Source organism: Acinetobacter sp. 197, from assembly GCF_048148385.1.
In the GTDB taxonomy this organism is placed as follows: domain Bacteria; phylum Pseudomonadota; class Gammaproteobacteria; order Pseudomonadales; family Moraxellaceae; genus Acinetobacter; species Acinetobacter pecorum.
Genome location: NZ_JAYWZK010000010.1, coordinates 36,868 through 57,468, shown reverse-complemented (window position 1 = coordinate 57,468; position 20,601 = coordinate 36,868). Strand labels below are relative to the sequence as shown.

Genomic DNA, 20,601 nt, shown 5'->3' with positions numbered 1-20,601 from the left:
CTTTTTTATATAATGTAGAAAAGGCATTTTCAGAATAGGACAACAGCATGAAAGATGAATTGTATCAGGGCAAAATCAAGAAGTATGATTCTGCCAAAGGTTTCGGTTTTATTGGCTGCACTGAAGGAGATGTCTTCTTCCATATTTCAGACTTCCCTGCAGCAGAAGGGGAACCAAAACGCAATGAACGCGTGAAATTTAATGTGGTTGAAAATGGTGACAAATATAAAGCGATCAAGATTGAACGTGTCGAAGACAAATCAAAGAAAGCTAAAAAATCTAAGGTTGCTGCACATAACCAGTCAATTACTTCTGCATTATTATCAAACCTTAAGCGCTAATCTACAATGGGTAGGGCTAAATAAAGAGGCATTCGTGCCTCTTTATTTATATAAGAATTTGTCAGTGGCAGGTTTAAAACAGGCTTTGTAACCTAAAGCCTGTTTTTCTTTACGCAAACAATAAAATTTCCACCAAAGCTCTACAATCCTCCCTATTTCTCCTCAATTAAAATACATTTGTTGATTAATAGAGATAAATGTCATGTTTAAGGATGGAAAAATCAAAGCTTATGATTGCGAAGGTGCTGTGGGTATTTTGCAGATCATAGGAGAAGCTCAAGAATTAGGTTTTAAGCTACAGGATTTACCTTCGCCTGAAATTGAACCACAAATCGGAGAACGGCTTAAATTTAGAGTCATTGTCGACCAAGGTCAGATGAAACTGGACAATATGGTGCGCCTTGATATTAAAGTGCAGGATGAGTTTGTGCCAGATATTGTTGCCTTACAGTCCTTGGCACCTACAGTGTCTGTTCCGGTACGCAATTCAATTTTCTTTAGTCCGACACTATGGCTGGCATTGGTATCAGCTGTTGGTTTTATGATTTTTGGTGAAGTTTAAAGTTACGCTAGAGAGTGCCTATTTTCTATTTTTAACTTGGAATTTATCTATTCTTCAATTTTAACAGGCACCTTGCGGTGCTTTTTTGTTTCAGCATCAAAAAAATCAAGAAAGCTTTATAGTCTCTTTTTCATTACAATTATTAAAAATATTAAAGATAAGAGTGAATTATGTTTCAAGAGGGGAAAATTAAAACTTTTCACGAAGAGCGTGGTTTTGGTTTTATTCAGATCGAAGGGCAATCTAAAGAATTATTTTTTCATGTCACAGACTTTCCCAATAAAAAAATTCCGCCAAGAATTGGGGAAAAATTAAAGTTTCTGATTGTGGAAGATAATGGAAAGTTTAAGGCAGACCATATTGTCCGGCTGGATGTTAAAGTTGAAATTGATCGTCATATACCACAGAGTAAATTTGTGAATAATCCCAATCAAAGAAAAAGTAATCTGCGGAAAACAGAGAAGAAGACAAAGGGATTTAATTTTATAAATTTTCTTGTTGGTTTAATTATTTTAACTATATTCGGTGCTATTTTTATTCCATTTATATCGGGAATATATCAAAGAGAAACATTAAAAATGCAGGCTGCTGAAGTAACTAATACATCTCAGCTGGTAAATAACCCTAGAACAAATCATGCTGACTTATATAGTTGTGATGGTCGAAAGCATTGTTCAGAAATGCGTTCTTACGAAGAGGCGGTATTCTTTATTAATCATTGCCCTGGAACAATGATGGATGGTGATCGTGATGGCGAGCCATGTGAAGGGCAATTTAAAAATAGATGGTAATAAAAAAAGCACCTTCAGGTGCTTTTTTTTATTGTTAGCTTTCACAAAAATTCATAAAGGCTTTTAGCCCTGGGCCCTGATATTTCTGGCGATGCACCAGCATAAATAGCGGACGAGTCAACGACCAGAATGGGGTATCCAGAATCACCAATTGACCTTTTTCACGTAATGGTTCAATCGCAAGTTTGGAAATACAGGACATGCCGATTCCACCTGCTACAATTTTCAAGATGGCTTCATTATGTCCAAGGGTGAGACGAATGCTGGCATCTGGCACATCTTTTAAAATGGCATTGTCAAACACTTCACGGGTACCTGAACCTTCTTCACGCAAAATCCATTCCACAGATTTGAAGTCTTCAGCGGTCAGCTCACGGTTCAATTGTGCAAGGGGATGATCTGGTGCACAGCATACGGCCAGCTCATCATCACGCCAATGGATACATTGTAACTGCGGAAGATGACAGGAGCCTTCGATCAGGGCAAGATCCAGCTGGAACTGATTTACCGCTTCAATCATTTGACGGGTATTGCCAACCTGAAGCTGTAAATGGGTTTGCGGCTGAATTTTCAGGAAATCGGCCATCAGGTCAGGAATCAGATAATCTGAAATTGTCAGAGTTGCGCCTAAACGTAAATCGATACTTTGCAGCTCGCCTTTGGCGACTTGTTCAAACGATTCACAGCGACCTAAAATTTCCAGGGCTTGAGGGAGAAGAAAGCGCCCTAGATCATTCAGCTGTAAGCGTTTGCCCAGACGGTCAAATAGTGGAGCACCCAGACCATCTTCCAGATCTGCTAACGCCATACTAGCCGCACTTTGTGTAAGCTTGACGGCATCGCTAGCCTTCGTTACGGTACCCTCTTGTGCCACTGCTACAAAAACAGCCAATTGGCGTAAAGTCATGCGCATGAGTAGAGCCTTAACATTTAAAAAATATTAATAAATTATGCTGCCATGCTACCATGAGCATAGTCTTTCATGCCACGTTGAAATCATGTCAATTGAAAAATTTACCCAAGAAAAAGTTTTATCTGTACATCGTTGGACCAATACATTATTTAGTTTTACGATGACGCGCCCGGCACATTTCAGGTTTACGGCCGGACAGTTTGCGCGTATTGGCCTACAGGTGGGAGATGAACTGGTAGTTCGTGCCTATTCAGTGGTTTCATCACCTTTTGATGAAATCCTGGAGTTTTTCTCGGTAGTCGTACCCGAAGGTAAATTTACTTCCAATTTACAGCATCTCAAAGTCGGGGATGAGCTGTTTCTGGAAAAAATTTCTTATGGCTATCTGACTCTGGCACGTTATCAGTTGCCTTTACCGAAAGACCTGTGGCTAATGGGTACTGGGACGGGTCTGGCACCATTTATCTGCATGTTACAAGACTTTGAAACCTGGAGCAAATACGAAAAGATCAATCTGGTTTATAGTGTACGCACCCAGGATGAACTTGCTTATGTAGAGCGGATTCAGGAAATTGCCCAGACCTTTGGCGAAGGGCATAGCGGTTTTAAATTTATCCCGGTGATTACCCGTGAACCTGATGCACCTTTGCACGACCGGTTGCCGGTCCTGATTGCCAATGGTGAACTGGAAAAGGTAGCGGGTTTAACGTTTAATCCGGAAACGACCCATGTCATGCTTTGCGGTAATCCGGAGATGGTGAACGACACCAAAGAAGCTTTAAAGGCCCGTGGCCTAACCATGAACCGCCGTGGTGAAGGAAATATTGCAGTAGAAAATTACTGGTAAGCAAAAAGCTTAGACTCAAAGCTCCTTCTGAAAATTGAAGGAGCTTTTGAGATGAAAGATGACGAATAAACCTTAATGTAGAATCTTGTTCAGGAATTGCTGGGCACGCTCACCACGCGGGGTATTGAAGAAATCGTCTTTACTGCAATCTTCCACAATTTTTCCCTGATCCATAAAGATCACCCGGTTGGCGACCTGTCGGGCAAAGCCCATTTCATGCGTGACACACATCATGGTCATACCTTCTTGGGCCAGTCCGACCATGACATCGAGCACTTCATTAATCATCTCGGGATCAAGTGCAGAAGTCGGTTCATCAAATAACATGGCAATCGGATCCATACTCAATGCACGGGCAATCGCAACACGTTGCTGCTGTCCTCCAGAAAGTTGTGCCGGATATTTATTGGCTTGCGCACTTAGGCCGACACGATCCAGATAGGCAAGACCTTTCTGTTTGGCTTCGGCTTCAGAACGGCCCAATACCTTGATCTGGGCAATGCTCAGGTTTTCGGTAATGCTGAGATGCGGGAACAATTCAAAATGTTGGAAGACCATGCCGACGCGACTGCGTAATTTATTCAAATTTGTTTTCGGATCATTAATTTTAATTCCATCGACCAGAATATTGCCTTGCTGGATAGGTTCTAGGCCATTGACGGTTTTAATCAGGGTGGATTTTCCTGAGCCTGAAGGACCGCAGACAACGACAACTTCACCTTGCCGGATCTGCGTCGTGCAGTCAGTCAGTACCTGAAAATCTTTATACCATTTACTGACATGCTGGAGGTCAATCATGACTTTGGCTTCGTTCATACAGTTAACCTCTGCTGTAATTTTTTCACGATATATGTGGCAATCAGGCTGACGGTGAAATACACCAATCCGGCAAACAGAATATATTGGGTCAGTAAAGACATCAGGTCCCCCCGGACATAGCTGGTACGGAAAAAGTCCAGCAGGCCAATGGCATAGACCATGGTCGAGTCCTGAAACAGAATAATAGTCTGTTGTAATAACAGCGGTGTCATCTTGCGAAAGGCTTGAGGCAGAACAATCAGTCGCATGGACTGGCCATAACTCATCCCCAGTGCAGAGGCAGCATCGGTTTGACCCTTCGGAATGGACTGAATCCCGGCACGGACAATTTCCGAAAAATAGGCGGCTTCAAACAGCATAAAGGCGACAATACTGGATACCAGGGCTGTATCCATAGTCAGATATTTGCCAGTCAGCCCGGTATAGATAAAGGGCACAGCAAAATAGAACCACATCAGCACCAGCAGCAGGGGAATGGAGCGAAACAGATTCACATAGCCTTTGGCAAGCCATTTCAATACCCGGATTGATGACAGCCGCATCAAAGCAAGCAAGGTACCAATCAGAATCCCGCCAACCGTGGCAAAACATACAACTTTTAAAGTGATACTGAAACCATGCCAGAGTGCTGGTGCGGAAAGCTGTAAATCCTGAAAAAATGCAGTGAACCCTTCCATTATTTCACTCCTGCAATTAGTCCAGGTACCTGAAAGCGCTTTTCCAGAAAATTCATGAAACTGATTAAGCAGACATTAATCAGGATAAAAATCAGGGTGACGTAGGTGTAAATCTCGATGGTATTCTGGGTGTATTCACTGATGGTTTTCATCTGGGAAATGATTTCTGCAACCCCGACCAATGAAGCCACCGAGGTATTCTTGACGCAGTTGGTCAGTTCAGAACTGAGCGGTGGCAAAATCAAACGGAAAGACTGCGGTAAGATCACATAGCGATACAATTGTGCAGTGCTAAAACCCATGGCATAGCCGGCATTGACCTGTCCGCTTGGAATAGCTTCAATCCCGGTACGTACCTGTTCGCAAACCCGCGCTGCGGTAAACAGCCCCAAGCCGATACTGGCAGAAATTAGTGCCGTGGTATTGGCGCCTAAATCATTGATCCACCAGTTATGAATATAGCTGGGCAGAAAGTTGGGCACCACATAAAACCAGATAAATAACTGGATCAGTAAAGGCACATTACGGAAAATGGTCACATAGGCCGTTCCAATAGCCCGAGCTGTAGGACTGGGTAAGGTCCGCATGATGCCTAAGAGGCTGCCCAGCAGCATGGCAATTGACCAGGCGACAATCGCAATCACAGCCAACCAGCCGATACCCGTCATGATCCAGTTCAGATAGGTGGTATCCCCAATCCCGGTCGGTTGCAATAAGACACCCCAATTCCAGCTATAATTCATCGCAACTCCAACAAAGATCCTTAAACATATTAGGCTTAAGTAAGGTGGATAAGATTCAATGCTTATTGATCACGGTCATGCGGGTTGCTGATCAAATTTTTTAACGCATCAGACATGGCATAGTTCAAGTTGATATTCTTAGGTGGAATAGGCGACTGGAACCATTTTTTATACATATTGTTGATTTCACCGGAGCTATACGTGGCTTTAATAGCATCATCCACAACCTGCTTAAACTCGGGGTCACCCTTACGCAGCATACAGCCATAAATTTCATGAATCGGGGCAGTGCCAACAATGTGCCACTTCTCCGGATTTTTAGCCTTGGATTTTTCTCCGGCCAGCAGAATGTCATCCATCATGAAGGCTGCAGCCCGGCCATTTTGCAGCATTAAAAAGGATTCTGCATGATCTTTGGCAGAAATAATTTCACCAATACCCAGTTCTTTTTCGTGCTGGCGGATATAACGTTCAGATGTGGTGCCGGCAGTGGTGACGACCTTTTTACCTTTAAGATCGCTAAAGTCCTTGATTCCGGAATCGGTTGCGGTTAACAGGCGGGAACCCACTTCAAAGAAGCCGACTGAGAAATCGACCTGTTGCTGACGTTCTTTGTTGTTAGTTGTCGATCCACATTCCAGATCAACCGTACCATTGGAAACCAGAGGAATCCGATTCTGGCTGGTTACCAGGTTATAACGGATTTTTAGATCAGGCATGTTCAGCTTCTGTTTGACGGCTTCGACCACTTTTAGTTGCAGATCATGCGCATAGCCGACGGGTTGATTCGGGTTGTCGGCAATATAGGAAAATGGAATCGAGGAGTCGCGATAACCTAAAACAATGGTGCCGGACTGTTTGATTTTATTGAGTGTGCCGGAAGCCTTCTCGCCGCTTTGCTGAGTATTTGGCGCCTGATTATCACTACAGGCACTCAGTCCCAAGATCAGCGGGGTGGCACACAGCAAGGTAGCGAATTGAGATTTTAATTTCATCGTGAAACTCCATTTTTCCATTATTATGATCGAGCCTATTTTTATGCTGAGACTGTATTAAGATTATTGCTATAAAGTCTAAATGCTCGTTTATATTCATCTTAGTGGATAATTCCAGCAGGACTCAAGCTGAATTTATTGCTGAAATGTTACTGACTTAAAAAGAAAACCTGTTGGATCAGGGACAAGATGCAAATAGGGATGAGGCTGAGTTTCAAAAGACGAAAAAACAATAAGTCATAAAAAAACCTCCATTGCGGAGGTTTTTTGTTTCAAGCTTAATGTACAAACATATCCATGGATTCACGGATTTCCTGAATGGCGGTTTCGACATCGGGGCTGAGCCAGGTCGGTTCAAAGAATCCTGCATAGTGCTCAATACGGTCTGCAGGCACGACCAGACGCACTGGACAGTCTTCTTCCAGTAAGCGCCACGGAATAATCGGCACTTCATTATCTAGCCATGCCGTTACATCTCGAATATCGATAATCATTGCATTGACACAGTCCGGAAAAGGCATCACGGAAAATTCCTCGGTACGACGACGGAAATATTCCAGATCCTGCCAGCGAAGCAGGAAGCTTGGCTTGCTGAATTCAATAATTCCAATCAGATGCTGATCGCGGCTGTAGTGCAGCATGCATTGATGTGTGACGTCAGTATCAAGATCAAGCGATACACTTTGTTGACGATACGCCATATAACTCGGGTGTATAAATGAAAAGGTGGATAATTATAACGCATTTCATCGCTGAAAGGCAGCGTTCCGGATGTCTTCGCTGTAGCTCCCGTAACTGGTACGACTTATGCATATTTTCAGGGAACAACGATAAAAATAACGAGGTTGCTATGTCAGAATCAAAAAGTGTGATTGATACCGGTGTGACTGAAACAGCAGTACAGGAAGATTATTTTGCCTTGCGACAGCTCAAGAAAGGTGCTGTAGGCTGGTTGCTTCTTGTTGGTCTGGGGGTCGCGTATGTGATTTCCGGTGATTTTGCCGGCTGGAATTTCGGTCTGGCACAGGCGGGCTGGGGAGGTATGTTTATTGCGACCATTGTAGTGGCATTCATGTATCTGTGTATGTGCTTGGCCATGTCTGAAATGTCCACCATGCTGCCTACCGCCGGTGGGGGATACAGTTTTGCCCGGACTGCTTTTGGTCCCTTTGGCGGCTATCTGACCGGAAGTGCCATCCTGATTGAGTATGCCATCGCTCCGGCAGCAATTGCCTGTTTTATTGGCGCCTATTGCGAGGCCTTGTTTGGTATTGGCGGCTGGATCATTTATCTGGTGAGCTATCTGGTTTTTATGGGCTTGCATCTGAAAGGTGCAGGTGAAGCACTCAAAATCATGTTTGTGATCACCGCCATTGCCGCGATTGCCTTGATGGTGTTTATCTTTGGCATGTTGCCCTATTTTGATAGTGCAAACCTGTTTGATATTGCAGTCAGTACGAAAGCAGTTGGTGCAAGCAGTTTCCTGCCATTGGGTTATCTGGGTATCTGGGCAGCAGTGCCTTATGCGATCTGGTTTTTTCTGGCAGTTGAAGGGGTGCCACTGGCAGCCGAGGAGGCCAAAGAGCCAGCCAAATCCTTGCCGCGTGGCCTGATTGGTTCCATGCTGATTCTGGCATTCTTTGCCCTGAGTATTTTGCTGCTCGGTCCTGGCGCAGCAGGTGCAGATACGCTGAAAGATTCTGGTGCACCACTGGTGGATGCCTTGGTTGCAGTGTATGGCGCCAATACCTGGATGGCAAGTTTCGTGAATTTTGTCGGGCTGGCGGGTCTGATCGCCAGTTTCTTCTCGATTATCTATGCCTATTCCCGTCAAATTTTTGCACTCTCACGTGCCGGTTATTTACCGAAAAAACTGTCCTTGACCAACAGCAATCATGCACCTTATTTGGCCATCATTATTCCGGGGATTATTGGCTTCCTGTTGTCCCTTTCGGGTGAAGGTGATCTGCTGATTCTGATGGCAGTCTTTGGTGCCACTATTTCCTATGTGCTGATGATGATGGCTTATATCAAACTTAAACTGTCCCGGCCGAATCTGGCACGTCCTTATCAGGCACCAGGTGGTATTGTCACGGCATCGATTGCTTTAGTGCTTGCAGCCATTGCAGTGGTCGCAGGCTTTCTGGTTGATCCAAAAGTCTGGTTAATGGCAGCTGCCATTTACGTGGCACTGATTCTCTATTTCCTGCTGTATAGCCGTCATCATCTAGTGGCAGGTACACCGGAAGAAGAATTTGCCCGTATCGAGGCAGCAGAAAAGGAATTGAAATAAATTATCTAGCATGGAGAACACGCTTATGCTGTATCAGATCAATGTGGCCAGTCAGTATTATGTTTTTGAGGATTTAAAAACCCTGTTGGCCAAGGCTACGCCTGAACGTTCTGGTGATCAGCTGGCAGGGATTGCGGCCACTGATGCAACCGAGCGGGTCGCTGCACAAATGTGTCTGGCAGAAGTGCCGTTACAGCAGTTTTTGCAAGAAGCAGTGGTTCCTTATGAAAAGGACGAGGTCACCCGCCTGATCATGGATGAACATGATGCTGATGCCTTTTATCCGATCTCGCATTTTACTGTTGGAGATTTTCGTAACTGGCTGCTCAGTGCAGATGCCACCACAGAAAAGATTACGGCCTTAAAAATGGGCCTGATTCCAGAAATGGTCGCGGCAGTGAGCAAAATTATGCGCAATCAGGATCTGATTCTGGTGGCAAAAAAGTGTCGTGTAATCACACGTTTTAGAAATACCATTGGTCTGGAAGGTCATCTATCGACCCGCTTGCAGCCGAACCATCCGACTGATGATCTAATGGGGATCTCAGCTTCGATTCTGGATGGAATGATGTACGGCAATGGTGATGCAGTCATAGGAATCAATCCGGCCACAGATAATCTGCAGAATTTGACTGAGCTGCTCAAACTGCTCGATCATATTATCCAGGAATATAAGATTCCGACCCAGTCTTGTGTTTTGACCCATATCACGTCCGGAATTCAGTTGGCAAATAAAAATGTTCCGATTGATTTAATGTTCCAGTCCATTGCGGGAACCGAAAAAGCCAATACCGGTTTCGGCATCAATCTGGCGCTGTTACAGGAAGGTTATGAGGCGACCTTAAGCCTGCAACGCGGCACAGTGGGCCAAAACGTGATGTATTTTGAAACCGGACAGGGCAGTGCCTTATCCAGCAATGGCCATCATGGCGTGGACCAGCAGACCCTGGAAGCACGTGCTTACGCCGTGGCGCGTAAGTTTAATCCCTTGCTGGTCAATACCGTGGTCGGCTTTATCGGGCCGGAATATCTGTATAATGGCAAGCAGATTATCCGGGCCGGGCTGGAAGATCATTTCTGTGGCAAGCTGCTCGGTGTACCAATGGGCTGTGATATTTGCTACACCAATCATGCCGATGCCGATCAGGATGATATGGATGTACTGCTGACCTTGCTTGCCAATGCCGGACTAAATTTTATCATGGGTATTCCCGGTTCAGATGATGTGATGCTGAATTATCAGACGACCTCCTTTCATGATGCGCTCTACATCCGGCAGTTACTGGGATTAAAACCGGCCCCCGAATTTGACCACTGGCTGGAGCAGCAGGGAATTTTGGCGCAACAGTCCAATCAGCTGCACTGGCCGACCGAGCTACCGAAGCAATTTTCACGTCTAATCCTGTCTTGAGGAAGTACTATGAAACTGATTGCCGATGTGAAATTTGAGTCCCAATTACAGGATAATCCCTGGCAGAAATTGAAAGCTTTTACTGATGCACGGATTGCCTTAGGCCGAACTGGTGGCAGCTTGCCGACTCGACCAAGTCTGGAATTTCAGCTAGCGCATGCCCAGGCCAAAGATGCCGTACTGAAGCCACTTGATGTTGAATCTTTAAAATCGGTTTTGAGTAAAACAGGACTAGCCATTCTGGAAATTGACAGTCAGGCGGTAGAGAAAGATCTTTATCTTAAACGTCCCGATCTTGGGCGTGTGCTTTCAGAACACTCCAAAGCAATGTTGCAGCAATACCGGGCCGAACATCAGCAATATTGGGATGTAGCCATTGTGCTGGGAGATGGACTGTCAGCACGCGCTATTGAGGAAAATGTACCTTATTTTGTTCCAGCCTTGATAGACGCTTGCAAGGAGGGAGGCTGGAAGGTTGCGCCCATGGTAATTGCACAAGGCAGTCGGGTCGCTTTAGGGGATGAAGTCGCAGAAATCTTGAAAGCCAAAATGCTGGTTATGCTGATTGGTGAGCGGCCAGGCTTAAGCTCACCAGACAGTATGGGTATTTACTATACTTATAATGCTTTTAAAGGCTGTCATGATGCCTTGCGTAACTGTATTTCCAATGTGCGGCCTGCAGGTCTGGCATATCCAATTGCCATTCAGCGACTGGTGGCATTGATGCGTAAATCCTGCGAACTTAAGCTTTCAGGGGTGCAGTTGAAAGATGAACACCAAACCCCAGTCGATATGCAACATACCTCAGTAAAACGGCTATTTTAACCAAGGCATCAATGAGAGAATTCTGAGGGATTAGTGACTTACATCTCGTCACCATCTCACCATGTTTTGTCACAGAAGCCTTATTCACAGCTTGTTATTCTAAAAATCTACTTATGAATAACAAAGAGTGAGGATGGTTATGGTCGATGATTTCAATAAAAAACCACCTTTGAATCATCAGGCAGACGTGACGCAGAAAAAGCGTATCCCTGTTTATATCTTGATTTTGGTCGGTATTTTTTTACTTGCCCTACTGTTTTATATGTTTTCTGACATGAAGCCAGATGCAAGTGATGCGCCTGCTGGGCATCCAAATCCAAATGTGCAGCCTGCTACCCCAAATAATTCGACCCCAGTCGGTGAGCCTACACAAGGCACTGCTACCACGAATAATGGAACCGAAGCAACTGCAACTGATGGTACAGAAGCAACTGCAACCGCGACTGACGGGCAGGCCACCCAATAACTAAAAATACCTGAAAAGCTCTAGTGAACCACTGGGGCTTTTTTGCAATGGAGCATGATGTTTGAAGGTAGTGCCATCTACCTGGTGTAAGTCTGAAAACATCAAATCCAAATATGAATCCGGAAGAAGAAGGGGCTGATTGCTTCAGGGACATGCCCCGATTTCAGATAAATAGCTTAATAACAATGAGGGTAGAACAACATGAATGATTATATGAGAAGCCCGCGTGGTGGCTTCGATGCAATGTACTATTGGGATCAGTTTTATCCCATTCTTAGTGCAATTGCCATCTTAGTAATTGGCTGGATCATTGCGTTACTGGTTTCGGCAGCTGTTAAAAAGCTATTGCAGAAACTGGGAACCAATACACACTTAAATACGGCGACAGGCCATCACTCTAATGTAGAAAGCATTGTGGCTCGTGTCGTATTCTGGATTATTCTGATTATTGCCGTGATTGGTGCACTGAATGTACTGAATCTTACTGGTGTCAGTGGTCCATTCAGTAATATGATCGAGCAGTTCCTGTTATTTATCCCGCAGTTACTAGGTGCAATTGCAATTGGATTCATAGGCTGGATTGTAGCCAATCTGGTCAAGATGGGATTGCAGAAGGTACTTGACCGAACGCAACTGGATGAAAAACTCAGTGCGGAAGTAGGTGTCAGTCCGATCAGCCAAAACATCAGTCAAATTGTTTACTGGTTAATCCTGTTGCTATTTTTGCCAATCGTACTCTCGATTCTAGGTCTCAACGGTCTGTTGTTACCGGTTGAAAATATGCTGACTGATGTCGTAAGTTATTTACCAAATATCTTTATTGCTGCAGTGATCATTTTTGTCGGTTATATCCTGGCTAAAATTTTACGTGGTATCGTGGAAGGACTGGTAAATAGTTTTAATCTACAACAGCATGCTGAAAAAGTAGGAATTTTTAAAAACTCGAATGTCGCCCAGGTAATTGGTACATTCATCTTCGCCGTGGTCATTATTACTGCGCTCATCGTTGCATTTGAAGCACTGGGTATCGAGGCAATTTCTCAGCCTGCTACAGCCATGCTGTATGAAATCATGAATGCCATTCCAAATATCATCGCTGCTGCGTTGATTCTGATACTGGCTTATGTGGTGTCTAAACTGGTTGCTGCTCTGGTAGTTGAAGTAATCGCCGGTACAGGTGTTGATGAAGTTCCTGCCAAACTGGACCTCCAGCGCTTTTTAGGAACGACTAAACTTTCAAGTGTAGTCGGTTACCTGATCGTTTTCTTCACCATGCTATTTGCAGTGTCCGAAGCAGCGAATCGCCTTGGCTTTGAACAGATCAGTGGCCTGATTGCGATGTTCATCTACTTTGGTGCCAACATCCTGCTAGGTGCGGTCATTCTGGTTATCGGTTTCTGGTTGGCCAATATCGTCGCCAATATCGTACAGCGCGGCGAATACAAGAGTTCACACTGGTTAGGGAATCTGGTTCGTGTTCTGATCATGGGTCTGGTTGTAGCAATGGGTCTGCGTGCCATGGGCATTGCTGATTCAATTGTTAACCTGGCATTCGGTTTAACTCTAGGTGCTGTAGCAGTGGCATTTGCCTTGGCATTTGGTCTGGGCGGCCGTCAACCTGCTGAGCGTGTACTTACAGATCTTATTGACAAAGCCAAACGAGAAGCTAAACATCCAAATCCGGTCAAAGACAAAGCTGAAAACAGTATATTCTCTGGCTTAGGTGGCAAAAACCGTACTACCGGAACAGGTACTAATGATTCTTCAATCACAACTCCAGGAGCAGGTATCGTGCCAAATCAAGACTCAGATAATACCCCTATAGATGACGATTTATCTCATACGACACCAGCAATCCTTACGACTGCACCACAGGATGATGAGTCTTTGGGGATTGATCCAGTCTCGGACGAGGATCAAGCTGTACCGGATTCAGTAAAAGTCGATCCGACTCATCCGCCAGCCAATAATCCATTTGGTTCAACCGGAGAAAAAGAGCCGAATGTTGATATTGACCGTTCTACCCAGAACAAAGATGACCTGAAATAACCTGTTATTTCTAAGAGAAATCGACCACGCTTAAGTGGTCGATTTTTTTCAGTCCTAAGGAAAATTGCATGAATACCAAGAAACCTAACAAGGTCCTGGCGCCTTTAGTCATCGCAGGAATTACCATTGGCTTTTTTACTGCTGCCTACCGATTTATTTTTGTGAAGAGCAAACAGGACGAACAGTCTGAGCAAGAGCTGGAAAAGGAACTTCCTGAAACTGATGAATTTAACTAAAAGTGAAATCCAGCTTCGTACTTAAAAATAGAATATGGTCTTTAAAATATATATAATATTCAAGTGAATACTAAAATGATTTTGGTATTCTTCTTGCATTAAAAATATAAGGACAAGGAGATCAACAATATGTGGAAAGCACTACACCATACATTCATTGCATCTACAGCAGATGAACTGCCATTACATCTGCGAGAAGCAACGCGAAAAATGCAGCTTGCGATTAACCGTTTAGAAAGTACGGCCAATCTCAACCTGTTTAAAACAGATTATCTGGAATGAATAAAGTATCAATCCAGATCATCTATTGATTAAACATATTCCGATGCGGCATGCGCAGATGACCATGCCCATTGGAAGTTATAGCCACCTAAATGTCCGGTGACATCCACAACTTCACCAATAAAATACAAGCCTTTCTGCTTTTTACTTTCCATGGTTTTTGAGGATATTTCAGTGGTATCTACACCACCCAAAGTCACTTCAGCAGTCCGGTAGCCTTCAGTTCCGGAGGGTTTCACTTCAAAACCATGCAGACGCGCCGCAATCTGTTCCAGCTTATCATCACTGATGTTACCGATTGAAGTTTCTGCAACATCCACCCAGATCAAATTCTGCAATTCCAGAACCACACTTTTCGGTAAATATTCATTCAGTAACGTACGTAGCAGGACTTTCGGCTGGCTTTGTTTTTTAGATTTGAAGAAATCCAACAGATCAGCACTTGGAAGGAAATCTACCTTAAAACTCTGACCAACATCCCAATAATTGGAAAGCTGCAGGGAACTTGGTCCACTTAAGCCGCGATGGGTAAATAGCAGCGCTTCGGTAAAACTATTAAGCTCATTAGAAAGTGTTGCTTCTACGGCATTACCACTCAAACGCGTGGTAACTTCTTTAAATCCATCAGAGAAAGTAAAGGGGACCAGTCCGGCACGGGTTGGATAGACATGATGTCCAAACTGTTTTGCGATTTCATAGCCAATTCCTGAACCGCCTAAAGTAGGAATCGATAAACCGCCAGATGCCACCACGACCGACTCAACTTCAAAATACCCCAAAGACGTTGCAACCTGGAAACTTTGATCATCTACCGCATTGACTGCTTTGACTTCACAACTGGTTTTAATTTCGACCAGACCGGTTTTATCGCATTCTGCCAATAGCATTGACAGGATATCTTTGGCACCATTTAAGGTAAACAACTGTCCATGTTTGCGTTCCTCATATTCGATGCCATATTCGCACACTAGTCCAATAAAATCCCAGTTGGTATAGCGAGTCAGGGCTGAAATGACAAAATGCGGGTTGTGTGAAATGTAATTTTCAGGTTCGACATACAGATTCGTAAAATTACATTTTCCGCCACCTGACATCAGGATTTTTTTGCCTACTTTATTGGCTTTTTCTACCACTACGACTTTACGCCCACGTTGCGCAGCCATATACGCCGTCATTAAACCTGAGGCACCGGCGCCTATGACGAGAACATCGTATTGCTTGGAAGACATCACACACTCAAGGGAGAACAAAAGGAAAGCATTATAGACAATTTTATTTCAGCTTTCTCTATTCCAGAAAAAACAGTCCCTAGATTGCAGATGTGCACCCGATTTTAAACATAAAATATTTGAAAGCTGCTTAAAACTCATGCATAGTTTTTTTACCAACTCCATAAAAAGCATAATAAGAAGGAAAAAGCGAATGGCAAGTGCAGATGATTTAAAACAATATAATCTGATTACTTATATCCTGTATATTTTAGGATTTATTATTGGTGTTACACCATTTATCGCGATTGTGATGAATTATATCAAGCGTGACGAAATGCGCGGAACCTGGCTGGAAAGTCATGTCGATTGGCAGATTAAAACTTTCTGGATCAGTTTGCTAGGCTATATCATCGGAGGCTTGTTGACCATGATTCTGATTGGTTTCCTGATCGTGTTTGTAGTCTTTATCTGGCATATTTACCGCTTGGTCAAAGGATTAATTGCCTTGAATAATAATCAGCCGGTTCAGGCCTGAATCGGAGCAAAGGGAACATTACGGCCTTGCAGACCACCGCTATGAATCACCAACAGTCTTGATCCGGTCGGAAAATAATTTTTTTCGATCAAATCTAAAATCCCCATCAGCATTTTGGCGGTATAGACCTGCTCCAGTGGAATTGAAAACCGGGATTCAAACTCCTGAATAAACTGCATTAGTTCCAGTGAGGTTTTGGCATAACCACCACAACAGTAGTCATCGAGAATATTCCAGTTGGTTTTGCTGGTAAGTCGGGCGACTTCATCTTTTAAGAATGAACCTTTGAGTGCTGAAAATCCCAAAACCTGCTGATGGGCCTGACTGGCCTCAATCAGACCTGTAATCGTTCCGCCAGTTCCTGCCGCACAGCAAATGACATCAAATTGAGTATCATGTTCTTTTAGAATTTCCTGACAACCTTGAATGGCCAAAGCATTGGTTCCACCTTCAGGAATCACATAATGATCCGGAAACTGTTGCTGCAATTCTGTCAAAAATTCGGGTTGCTGCTTACGTCGATAATCCTTACGGCTGACAAAATGCAACTGCATCCCGAATTGTTGGGCGGTGGCTAATGTTGGATTCAATGGTCGATGAGCCAGTTCTTCCCCTCGAATAATCCCGACAGATTTAAAGCCAAAGTGCTGCGCAGCAAATGCAGTTGCCACAATATGATTGGAGTAAGCACCTCCAAAACTCAGGATATGCTGATAACCCTGTCTTTGCGCTTCAAGAAAATTATATTTTAATTTAAAGAACTTGTTCCCCGAAATCTGGGGATGCACCAGATCCAGACGCCGTAGGGTCACAGAAACATCTTTAATAAAAATCTGTTGATCGGGAATATTTTGAGCAATCGTTTCAAACATAAAAATCAAGACAGTAGGTTGTTTTACCAGTATGACGAAGGTAATAAAAGAATTAGAGACTTAGGATAGGTTATTTCTTATAGCTAGACATCGGTTTTGATGCAGAATGTCACAAATATTTTGCTGATTATTTGAGCAGGAATGTTAATCTAGAAATAGGAACTCCCTTGAGGAGGGTAGAATAATGAAAATATTATCCTATGCAGTTCTAGCTGGTGTACTGCTTGGTTTGTCGGGCTGTGATGATGCAATGAATAAGCCTAAAACCGAAAGCCGTACAATGATTATCGGTGGTGTGCCTGTCCATGACCGGGATTATAAGAGGATTGACTCCTCGGTGACCGCACGAGATCAACTGAAACAATAAGATGACCTCATGAAATATTAAGAGATTTGTGTAGAAATATTAAAGCAAAATTAATTATTTTTACTTAAAATAGCGCATTCATTTTTAAGCTGGGATAGTCACGTGGAATCATTCTGGATTTTAGGTTCTATTGCTTTCGCCCTGATGTTAGGTGCGATGAGCCCAGGGCCGACTTCTATATATGTGGCAAAAAATTCAATTGCGATTTCACGTAAGCATGGCTTATTCACCGCTTTAGGTACGGGGACTGGGGCTGCCATTTTTGGTCTGTTGGCAGTGCTGGGCTTACAGGCATTTTTACTGGCTGTACCTTCCGCCTATCTGGCCTTAAAAATTTGTGGTGGTTTATATCTGCTCTGGCTGGCTTTTAAAATTATTAGACATGCCAAAGATCCGATTGAGGCAGATGCTGCCATTACCAAGCAGATGTCGTTACGCCGTGCGTTTACCACCGGCTTGATTACACAATTGTCCAATCCCAAAATTGCCATTGTATTAGCCAGTATTTTTACTGCGCTATTACCTAAAGAAATTCCAACGCATTTTTATTTTGTCTTGCCTATCTTGTGTTTTTTTATTGATGCAGGCTGGTGTTCTCTGGTGGCAGTGGCATTGTCTGCAGAAAAGCCGCGTCGTGTTTACTTGAAATTTAAGGCCATCTTTGATCGCGCAGCAGGAGCAGTGATGACCGTATTAGGTTTGAAGCTGATTTTTGGGATGAAGTAATTATTTCTTATAAGTTCAGCTTATAGATATAAAAATAGCCGCTATTCTTGGGGCTATTTTTAATTTGGTCGTTAAAAAATATTATCGTCGGAGTTGGCAGAAATCCGGTGAATAGACAAGTCTGCACCCATAAATTCATCTTCCTGACTCAAACGAATACCGATGCAAACTTTAAGCAAACCATAAACCAGGAAGCCACCTGCCAAAGCAGTAATAATCGCCAGAGCTGTACCAAATAGTTGTGAAAGAATAGAAACACCTCCGATGCCGCCTAGCCATTGCTGACCGAAAATACCAACTGCAAGACCCCCAAAAGCACCACATACCCCATGCAAAGGCCAGACTCCTAATACGTCATCGATCTTGAGTTTATTTTGGGTATAGGTAAAGAGTTTCACAAAAATTATGCCGGCACTGATGCCGATGAAAAGAGCACCAAGCGGATGTACCACATCAGAGCCTGCACAGATCGCTACTAGTCCGGCCAATGGTCCATTATGCAGAAAGCCCGGGTCATCTTTACCTGCTATTTTGGCAGCAATAGTTCCCCCTACCATTGCCATTAAGGAATTAATCGCAACCAGTCCGGAAATAGCATCGAGGCGTTGTGCGCTCATGACATTAAAACCAAACCAGCCGACAATCAGAATCCATGAACCCAAGGCCAAAAAAGGAATTGAAGAGGGCGGATGTGCAGTAATCCGGCCATCATTTTTATAGCGGCCATGACGTGCACCGAGCAGAATTACTGCAGCCAATGCGATCCAGCCGCCCATGGCATGCACCACCACTGAACCTGCAAAATCATGAAAGCTGGCACCGAATGTATGAGCCAACCAGTCCTGAAAGCCTAAATTACCATTCCAGATCATGCCCTCAAAAAATGGATAGATCAGTGCAACCAGAAATAATGTCGCTAAAGCTTGAGCACGCATGTTGGCACGTTCAGCAATTCCTCCTGAAATGATCGCTGGAATGGCCGCAGCAAAGGTGAGCAGGAAGAAACAACGCATCAGGTTATAGCCATGATCGGCTGCCAGCGTATGGGCATCGTGGAAGAAATGCTGACCATAGGCAATATAGTAACCCACTAAAAAATAAGCGATGGCGGAGATGGCAAAGTCAGTTAAAATTTTACTTAAGGCATTCACCTGATTCTTATGCCGAACTGTCCCTAGTTCTAAAAAAGCAAATCCTGCATGCATGGCAAGCACTAGAACTGCACCCAGAAGAAGAAATAATAAGTCTACATTTTGCATTGTGCGTTCCAATTTAGTGCGTAGAATCACAAAAGAAACCCAGTATATAGAGGCAAACTGATTCTAAAAGAGGCAGGAACAAGGGAAATTTTGATGAAGAATTTCTTGAAATTGATAAGACTCGATATAAAGCACAATACAATTTTTGTGCACCAAACTAAGCCATGGGAAAAATTCATAAAGTTGAAATTTATATTATATTTTTAGATGTTTATATTTATCGTAAGAAAAACGGTGCTAAATAAGCGTGCTAAAGGTGCACATGAAAAGTGAAAGATTTTTAAGAAAAAATTTAGAAATAAATGAAACCCTAGAAAATTAGGGTTTCATGTTTAGATCAAATTATTGAAGTATTCAATTAATCTTTAAAATGTACCGGAATCCACTGATAGCTTTTACTGTCCGTAGAATAGATATGACCAATGCCTGGGAAAGGTAAATGTGGTGCTGCAATGGTCTGGCCCTGTTTTGCATATTCAGCAAAATACTTTAAACGGGTATCTACTGCTTTTTTGGGATTTATATCAAAATCTACCGCAGTCTGTGGACGGTCAAACTGAATACTGTGCGAATGCACGATGTCCCCAATAAACACCATTTCCTGACCTTGTGATTTTAAGCTAAAACCAAAATGTCCCGGTGTATGTCCAGCCGAACTGACTACATTGAAATTCTGAATCTTGTCGCCAACTTTGAAGGTTTTTAGCTGATTCTTGCTTTGGTAGGGAGCAATGGCATTTTTAATTTTATCGACTGTGTTAGTAAAGCTTGCTCGTCTTTGCTGCGGCAAACTTTCTACGCTTTTCGGATTCATCCAGAAATCCATTTCAGATTGGGAAATATAGATGGTCGCATTTGGAAAATTTGCCACGCCATTATTGCTAATGCCACAGACATGATCAGCATGTAAATGGGTTAATAAAATTGCCCCGACCTGTTCAGGACGATAACCTGCTGCTTTCAGATTGGTTAGAACCGAACCAAAATTGGGACCGTTACAGCTAGAGGCACCGCTATCTACCAACACAAGTGTTGAGCCGGTATTGACCAGAAAAGCATTTACAGAAGTTTGAATACCTTTAGCCTGATCGATATAGTATTTTTTTAAAATCTGATCCGCCTGGACTGGCGGAATATCCTTAAATAAAGCTTTGGGCAGATAATTTGTGCCATCCAGCAGGGCGGTGATCTGTAAATTTCCAAATGGATATTGATAATAACCGGCCACCTGTTTCTGTTGAGCAGGAGATACAGGTTTAGCAGCTTGACTGTGGATACTCACCCCTAAAACAGACAATGAAAATAGAGAGGTGAAGAGGGAAGTTTTTAAAATATTCATGACAATTCTTATGTTGTGGAGTTTGTTCTATGTATTAGCATG

24 protein-coding genes are annotated in these 20,601 nt (G+C 43.5%); 14 read left to right on the top strand and 10 right to left on the bottom strand.

The window, feature by feature from the left end; genetic code table 11:
- Nucleotides 1-47 precede the first annotated feature (47 nt).
- The 3 genes from VXQ11_RS11085 (at nt 48) to VXQ11_RS11075 (ending at nt 1,694) form a co-directional block, all read left to right on the top strand.
- Nucleotides 48-341 carry a cold-shock protein gene (locus VXQ11_RS11085; protein WP_064096452.1) on the top strand — a complete coding sequence of 98 codons (294 nt, stop codon included), beginning with the start codon at nt 48-50 and terminating at the stop codon, nt 339-341.
- 202 nt (nt 342-543) lie between these two features.
- Nucleotides 544-903, top strand: a complete 360-nt coding sequence (locus VXQ11_RS11080; protein ID WP_416706048.1) for a hypothetical protein — start codon at nt 544-546, stop codon at nt 901-903.
- A 170-nt stretch (nt 904-1,073) separates the two neighbouring features.
- Nucleotides 1,074-1,694, top strand: a complete 621-nt coding sequence (locus VXQ11_RS11075) for a cold shock domain-containing protein (RefSeq protein WP_416706047.1) — start codon at nt 1,074-1,076, stop codon at nt 1,692-1,694.
- Between the two features lie 34 nt (nt 1,695-1,728).
- Here the strand turns inward: VXQ11_RS11075 and gigC are convergent, their stop codons facing one another.
- Nucleotides 1,729-2,607 carry a LysR family transcriptional regulator GigC gene (gene gigC, locus VXQ11_RS11070; RefSeq protein WP_064096449.1) on the bottom strand — a complete coding sequence of 293 codons (879 nt, stop codon included), beginning with the start codon at nt 2,605-2,607 and terminating at the stop codon, nt 1,729-1,731.
- An 85-nt stretch (nt 2,608-2,692) separates the two neighbouring features.
- Between gigC and VXQ11_RS11065 the strand changes: the two genes are divergently transcribed.
- On the top strand, nt 2,693-3,454 hold the full coding sequence (locus VXQ11_RS11065; RefSeq protein ID WP_416706046.1) for a ferredoxin--NADP reductase: 762 nt from the start codon (nt 2,693-2,695) through the stop codon (nt 3,452-3,454).
- Nucleotides 3,455-3,526: 72 nt separating this feature from the next.
- Here the strand turns inward: VXQ11_RS11065 and VXQ11_RS11060 are convergent, their stop codons facing one another.
- The 5 genes from VXQ11_RS11060 to VXQ11_RS11040 form a co-directional block, all read right to left on the bottom strand.
- Nucleotides 3,527-4,252 carry an amino acid ABC transporter ATP-binding protein gene (locus VXQ11_RS11060; RefSeq protein ID WP_171254964.1) on the bottom strand — a complete coding sequence of 242 codons (726 nt, stop codon included), beginning with the start codon at nt 4,250-4,252 and terminating at the stop codon, nt 3,527-3,529.
- A gap of 14 nt (nt 4,253-4,266) precedes the next feature.
- Nucleotides 4,267-4,950, bottom strand: a complete 684-nt coding sequence (locus VXQ11_RS11055) for an ABC transporter permease subunit (protein WP_416706045.1) — start codon at nt 4,948-4,950, stop codon at nt 4,267-4,269.
- The gene (locus VXQ11_RS11050) at nt 4,950-5,693 is read right to left on the bottom strand and encodes an amino acid ABC transporter permease (protein ID WP_064096445.1); all 744 of its coding nucleotides are present in this window, start codon (nt 5,691-5,693) and stop codon (nt 4,950-4,952) included. Before VXQ11_RS11050 ends, VXQ11_RS11055 begins: the two co-directional genes overlap by 1 nt.
- Before the next feature lie 62 nt (nt 5,694-5,755).
- Entirely contained in the window at nt 5,756-6,688 is a 933-nt protein-coding gene (locus VXQ11_RS11045; RefSeq protein ID WP_144724024.1) for a transporter substrate-binding domain-containing protein, read from the bottom strand.
- 278 nt (nt 6,689-6,966) lie between these two features.
- Complete coding sequence (locus VXQ11_RS11040; protein ID WP_005247880.1) at nt 6,967-7,389, bottom strand: hypothetical protein; 423 nt, start codon at nt 7,387-7,389, stop codon at nt 6,967-6,969.
- Nucleotides 7,390-7,538: 149 nt separating this feature from the next.
- Between VXQ11_RS11040 and eat the strand changes: the two genes are divergently transcribed.
- The 7 genes from eat (at nt 7,539) to VXQ11_RS11005 (ending at nt 14,250) form a co-directional block, all read left to right on the top strand.
- Nucleotides 7,539-8,981, top strand: coding sequence for an ethanolamine permease (eat, locus tag VXQ11_RS11035; protein ID WP_064096442.1), 1,443 nt, complete (start codon nt 7,539-7,541; stop codon nt 8,979-8,981).
- Nucleotides 8,982-9,006: 25 nt separating this feature from the next.
- Entirely contained in the window at nt 9,007-10,392 is a 1,386-nt protein-coding gene (locus tag VXQ11_RS11030) for an ethanolamine ammonia-lyase subunit EutB (protein WP_416706044.1), read from the top strand.
- Between the two features lie 9 nt (nt 10,393-10,401).
- Entirely contained in the window at nt 10,402-11,217 is an 816-nt protein-coding gene (gene eutC, locus VXQ11_RS11025; protein ID WP_416706043.1) for an ethanolamine ammonia-lyase subunit EutC, read from the top strand.
- Between the two features lie 139 nt (nt 11,218-11,356).
- Nucleotides 11,357-11,683 (top strand): hypothetical protein, encoded by a 327-nt coding sequence (locus tag VXQ11_RS11020; protein WP_064096439.1) that lies wholly within the window; start codon nt 11,357-11,359, stop codon nt 11,681-11,683.
- 201 nt (nt 11,684-11,884) lie between these two features.
- Entirely contained in the window at nt 11,885-13,732 is a 1,848-nt protein-coding gene (locus VXQ11_RS11015) for a mechanosensitive ion channel (RefSeq protein ID WP_064096438.1), read from the top strand.
- Nucleotides 13,733-13,800: 68 nt separating this feature from the next.
- Entirely contained in the window at nt 13,801-13,968 is a 168-nt protein-coding gene (locus VXQ11_RS11010) for a hypothetical protein (protein ID WP_171254957.1), read from the top strand.
- Nucleotides 13,969-14,097: 129 nt separating this feature from the next.
- Entirely contained in the window at nt 14,098-14,250 is a 153-nt protein-coding gene (locus VXQ11_RS11005; protein WP_171486362.1) for a hypothetical protein, read from the top strand.
- A gap of 29 nt (nt 14,251-14,279) precedes the next feature.
- Here the strand turns inward: VXQ11_RS11005 and VXQ11_RS11000 are convergent, their stop codons facing one another.
- Nucleotides 14,280-15,479 carry an NAD(P)/FAD-dependent oxidoreductase gene (locus VXQ11_RS11000; protein ID WP_416706042.1) on the bottom strand — a complete coding sequence of 400 codons (1,200 nt, stop codon included), beginning with the start codon at nt 15,477-15,479 and terminating at the stop codon, nt 14,280-14,282.
- A gap of 193 nt (nt 15,480-15,672) precedes the next feature.
- Between VXQ11_RS11000 and VXQ11_RS10995 the strand changes: the two genes are divergently transcribed.
- The gene (locus VXQ11_RS10995; protein ID WP_064096436.1) at nt 15,673-15,996 is read left to right on the top strand and encodes a DUF4870 family protein; all 324 of its coding nucleotides are present in this window, start codon (nt 15,673-15,675) and stop codon (nt 15,994-15,996) included.
- On the opposite strand, the gene VXQ11_RS10990 is transcribed toward VXQ11_RS10995, so the two are convergent.
- Nucleotides 15,987-16,868 (bottom strand): 1-aminocyclopropane-1-carboxylate deaminase/D-cysteine desulfhydrase, encoded by an 882-nt coding sequence (locus tag VXQ11_RS10990; RefSeq protein WP_416706041.1) that lies wholly within the window; start codon nt 16,866-16,868, stop codon nt 15,987-15,989. The two genes, VXQ11_RS10995 and VXQ11_RS10990, sit on opposite strands and share 10 nt — an antisense overlap.
- Before the next feature lie 184 nt (nt 16,869-17,052).
- On the opposite strand from VXQ11_RS10990, the gene VXQ11_RS10985 reads away from it, so the two are divergent.
- Nucleotides 17,053-17,235: an NF038215 family lipoprotein gene (locus VXQ11_RS10985; RefSeq protein ID WP_416706040.1), complete on the top strand. Its 183-nt coding sequence runs from the start codon at nt 17,053-17,055 to the stop codon at nt 17,233-17,235.
- A 102-nt stretch (nt 17,236-17,337) separates the two neighbouring features.
- The gene (locus VXQ11_RS10980; protein WP_064096433.1) at nt 17,338-17,961 is read left to right on the top strand and encodes a LysE family translocator; all 624 of its coding nucleotides are present in this window, start codon (nt 17,338-17,340) and stop codon (nt 17,959-17,961) included.
- Nucleotides 17,962-18,032: 71 nt separating this feature from the next.
- On the opposite strand, the gene VXQ11_RS10975 is transcribed toward VXQ11_RS10980, so the two are convergent.
- Complete coding sequence (locus tag VXQ11_RS10975; RefSeq protein ID WP_416706039.1) at nt 18,033-19,220, bottom strand: ammonium transporter; 1,188 nt, start codon at nt 19,218-19,220, stop codon at nt 18,033-18,035.
- A 358-nt stretch (nt 19,221-19,578) separates the two neighbouring features.
- Nucleotides 19,579-20,559 carry an MBL fold metallo-hydrolase gene (locus tag VXQ11_RS10970; RefSeq protein WP_416706038.1) on the bottom strand — a complete coding sequence of 327 codons (981 nt, stop codon included), beginning with the start codon at nt 20,557-20,559 and terminating at the stop codon, nt 19,579-19,581.
- Nucleotides 20,560-20,601 lie beyond the last annotated feature (42 nt).

Bases quoted from the DNA above. Each gene is read 5' to 3' on its own strand.
- VXQ11_RS11055 (WP_416706045.1), bottom strand. From the start codon at position 4,950: ATGGAAGGGTTCACTGCATTTTTTCAGGATTTACAGCTTTCCGCACCA.
- VXQ11_RS11060 (WP_171254964.1), bottom strand. From the start codon at position 4,252: ATGATTGACCTCCAGCATGTCAGTAAATGGTATAAAGATTTTCAGGTA.
- VXQ11_RS10990 (WP_416706041.1), bottom strand. From the start codon at position 16,868: ATGTTTGAAACGATTGCTCAAAATATTCCCGATCAACAGATTTTTATT.
- VXQ11_RS10985 (WP_416706040.1), top strand. From the start codon at position 17,053: ATGAAAATATTATCCTATGCAGTTCTAGCTGGTGTACTGCTTGGTTTG.
- VXQ11_RS11005 (WP_171486362.1), top strand. From the start codon at position 14,098: ATGTGGAAAGCACTACACCATACATTCATTGCATCTACAGCAGATGAA.
- VXQ11_RS10975 (WP_416706039.1), bottom strand. From the start codon at position 19,220: ATGCAAAATGTAGACTTATTATTTCTTCTTCTGGGTGCAGTTCTAGTG.
- VXQ11_RS11080 (WP_416706048.1), top strand. From the start codon at position 544: ATGTTTAAGGATGGAAAAATCAAAGCTTATGATTGCGAAGGTGCTGTG.
- VXQ11_RS11000 (WP_416706042.1), bottom strand. From the start codon at position 15,479: ATGTCTTCCAAGCAATACGATGTTCTCGTCATAGGCGCCGGTGCCTCA.
- VXQ11_RS11085 (WP_064096452.1), top strand. From the start codon at position 48: ATGAAAGATGAATTGTATCAGGGCAAAATCAAGAAGTATGATTCTGCC.
- VXQ11_RS11075 (WP_416706047.1), top strand. From the start codon at position 1,074: ATGTTTCAAGAGGGGAAAATTAAAACTTTTCACGAAGAGCGTGGTTTT.
- VXQ11_RS11010 (WP_171254957.1), top strand. From the start codon at position 13,801: ATGAATACCAAGAAACCTAACAAGGTCCTGGCGCCTTTAGTCATCGCA.
- VXQ11_RS11030 (WP_416706044.1), top strand. From the start codon at position 9,007: ATGCTGTATCAGATCAATGTGGCCAGTCAGTATTATGTTTTTGAGGAT.
- gigC (WP_064096449.1), bottom strand. From the start codon at position 2,607: ATGCGCATGACTTTACGCCAATTGGCTGTTTTTGTAGCAGTGGCACAA.
- VXQ11_RS11065 (WP_416706046.1), top strand. From the start codon at position 2,693: ATGTCAATTGAAAAATTTACCCAAGAAAAAGTTTTATCTGTACATCGT.
- VXQ11_RS11020 (WP_064096439.1), top strand. From the start codon at position 11,357: ATGGTCGATGATTTCAATAAAAAACCACCTTTGAATCATCAGGCAGAC.
- VXQ11_RS10970 (WP_416706038.1), bottom strand. From the start codon at position 20,559: ATGAATATTTTAAAAACTTCCCTCTTCACCTCTCTATTTTCATTGTCT.
- eat (WP_064096442.1), top strand. From the start codon at position 7,539: ATGTCAGAATCAAAAAGTGTGATTGATACCGGTGTGACTGAAACAGCA.
- VXQ11_RS11045 (WP_144724024.1), bottom strand. From the start codon at position 6,688: ATGAAATTAAAATCTCAATTCGCTACCTTGCTGTGTGCCACCCCGCTG.
- VXQ11_RS11015 (WP_064096438.1), top strand. From the start codon at position 11,885: ATGAATGATTATATGAGAAGCCCGCGTGGTGGCTTCGATGCAATGTAC.
- VXQ11_RS10995 (WP_064096436.1), top strand. From the start codon at position 15,673: ATGGCAAGTGCAGATGATTTAAAACAATATAATCTGATTACTTATATC.
- VXQ11_RS11050 (WP_064096445.1), bottom strand. From the start codon at position 5,693: ATGAATTATAGCTGGAATTGGGGTGTCTTATTGCAACCGACCGGGATT.
- VXQ11_RS11040 (WP_005247880.1), bottom strand. From the start codon at position 7,389: ATGGCGTATCGTCAACAAAGTGTATCGCTTGATCTTGATACTGACGTC.
- eutC (WP_416706043.1), top strand. From the start codon at position 10,402: ATGAAACTGATTGCCGATGTGAAATTTGAGTCCCAATTACAGGATAAT.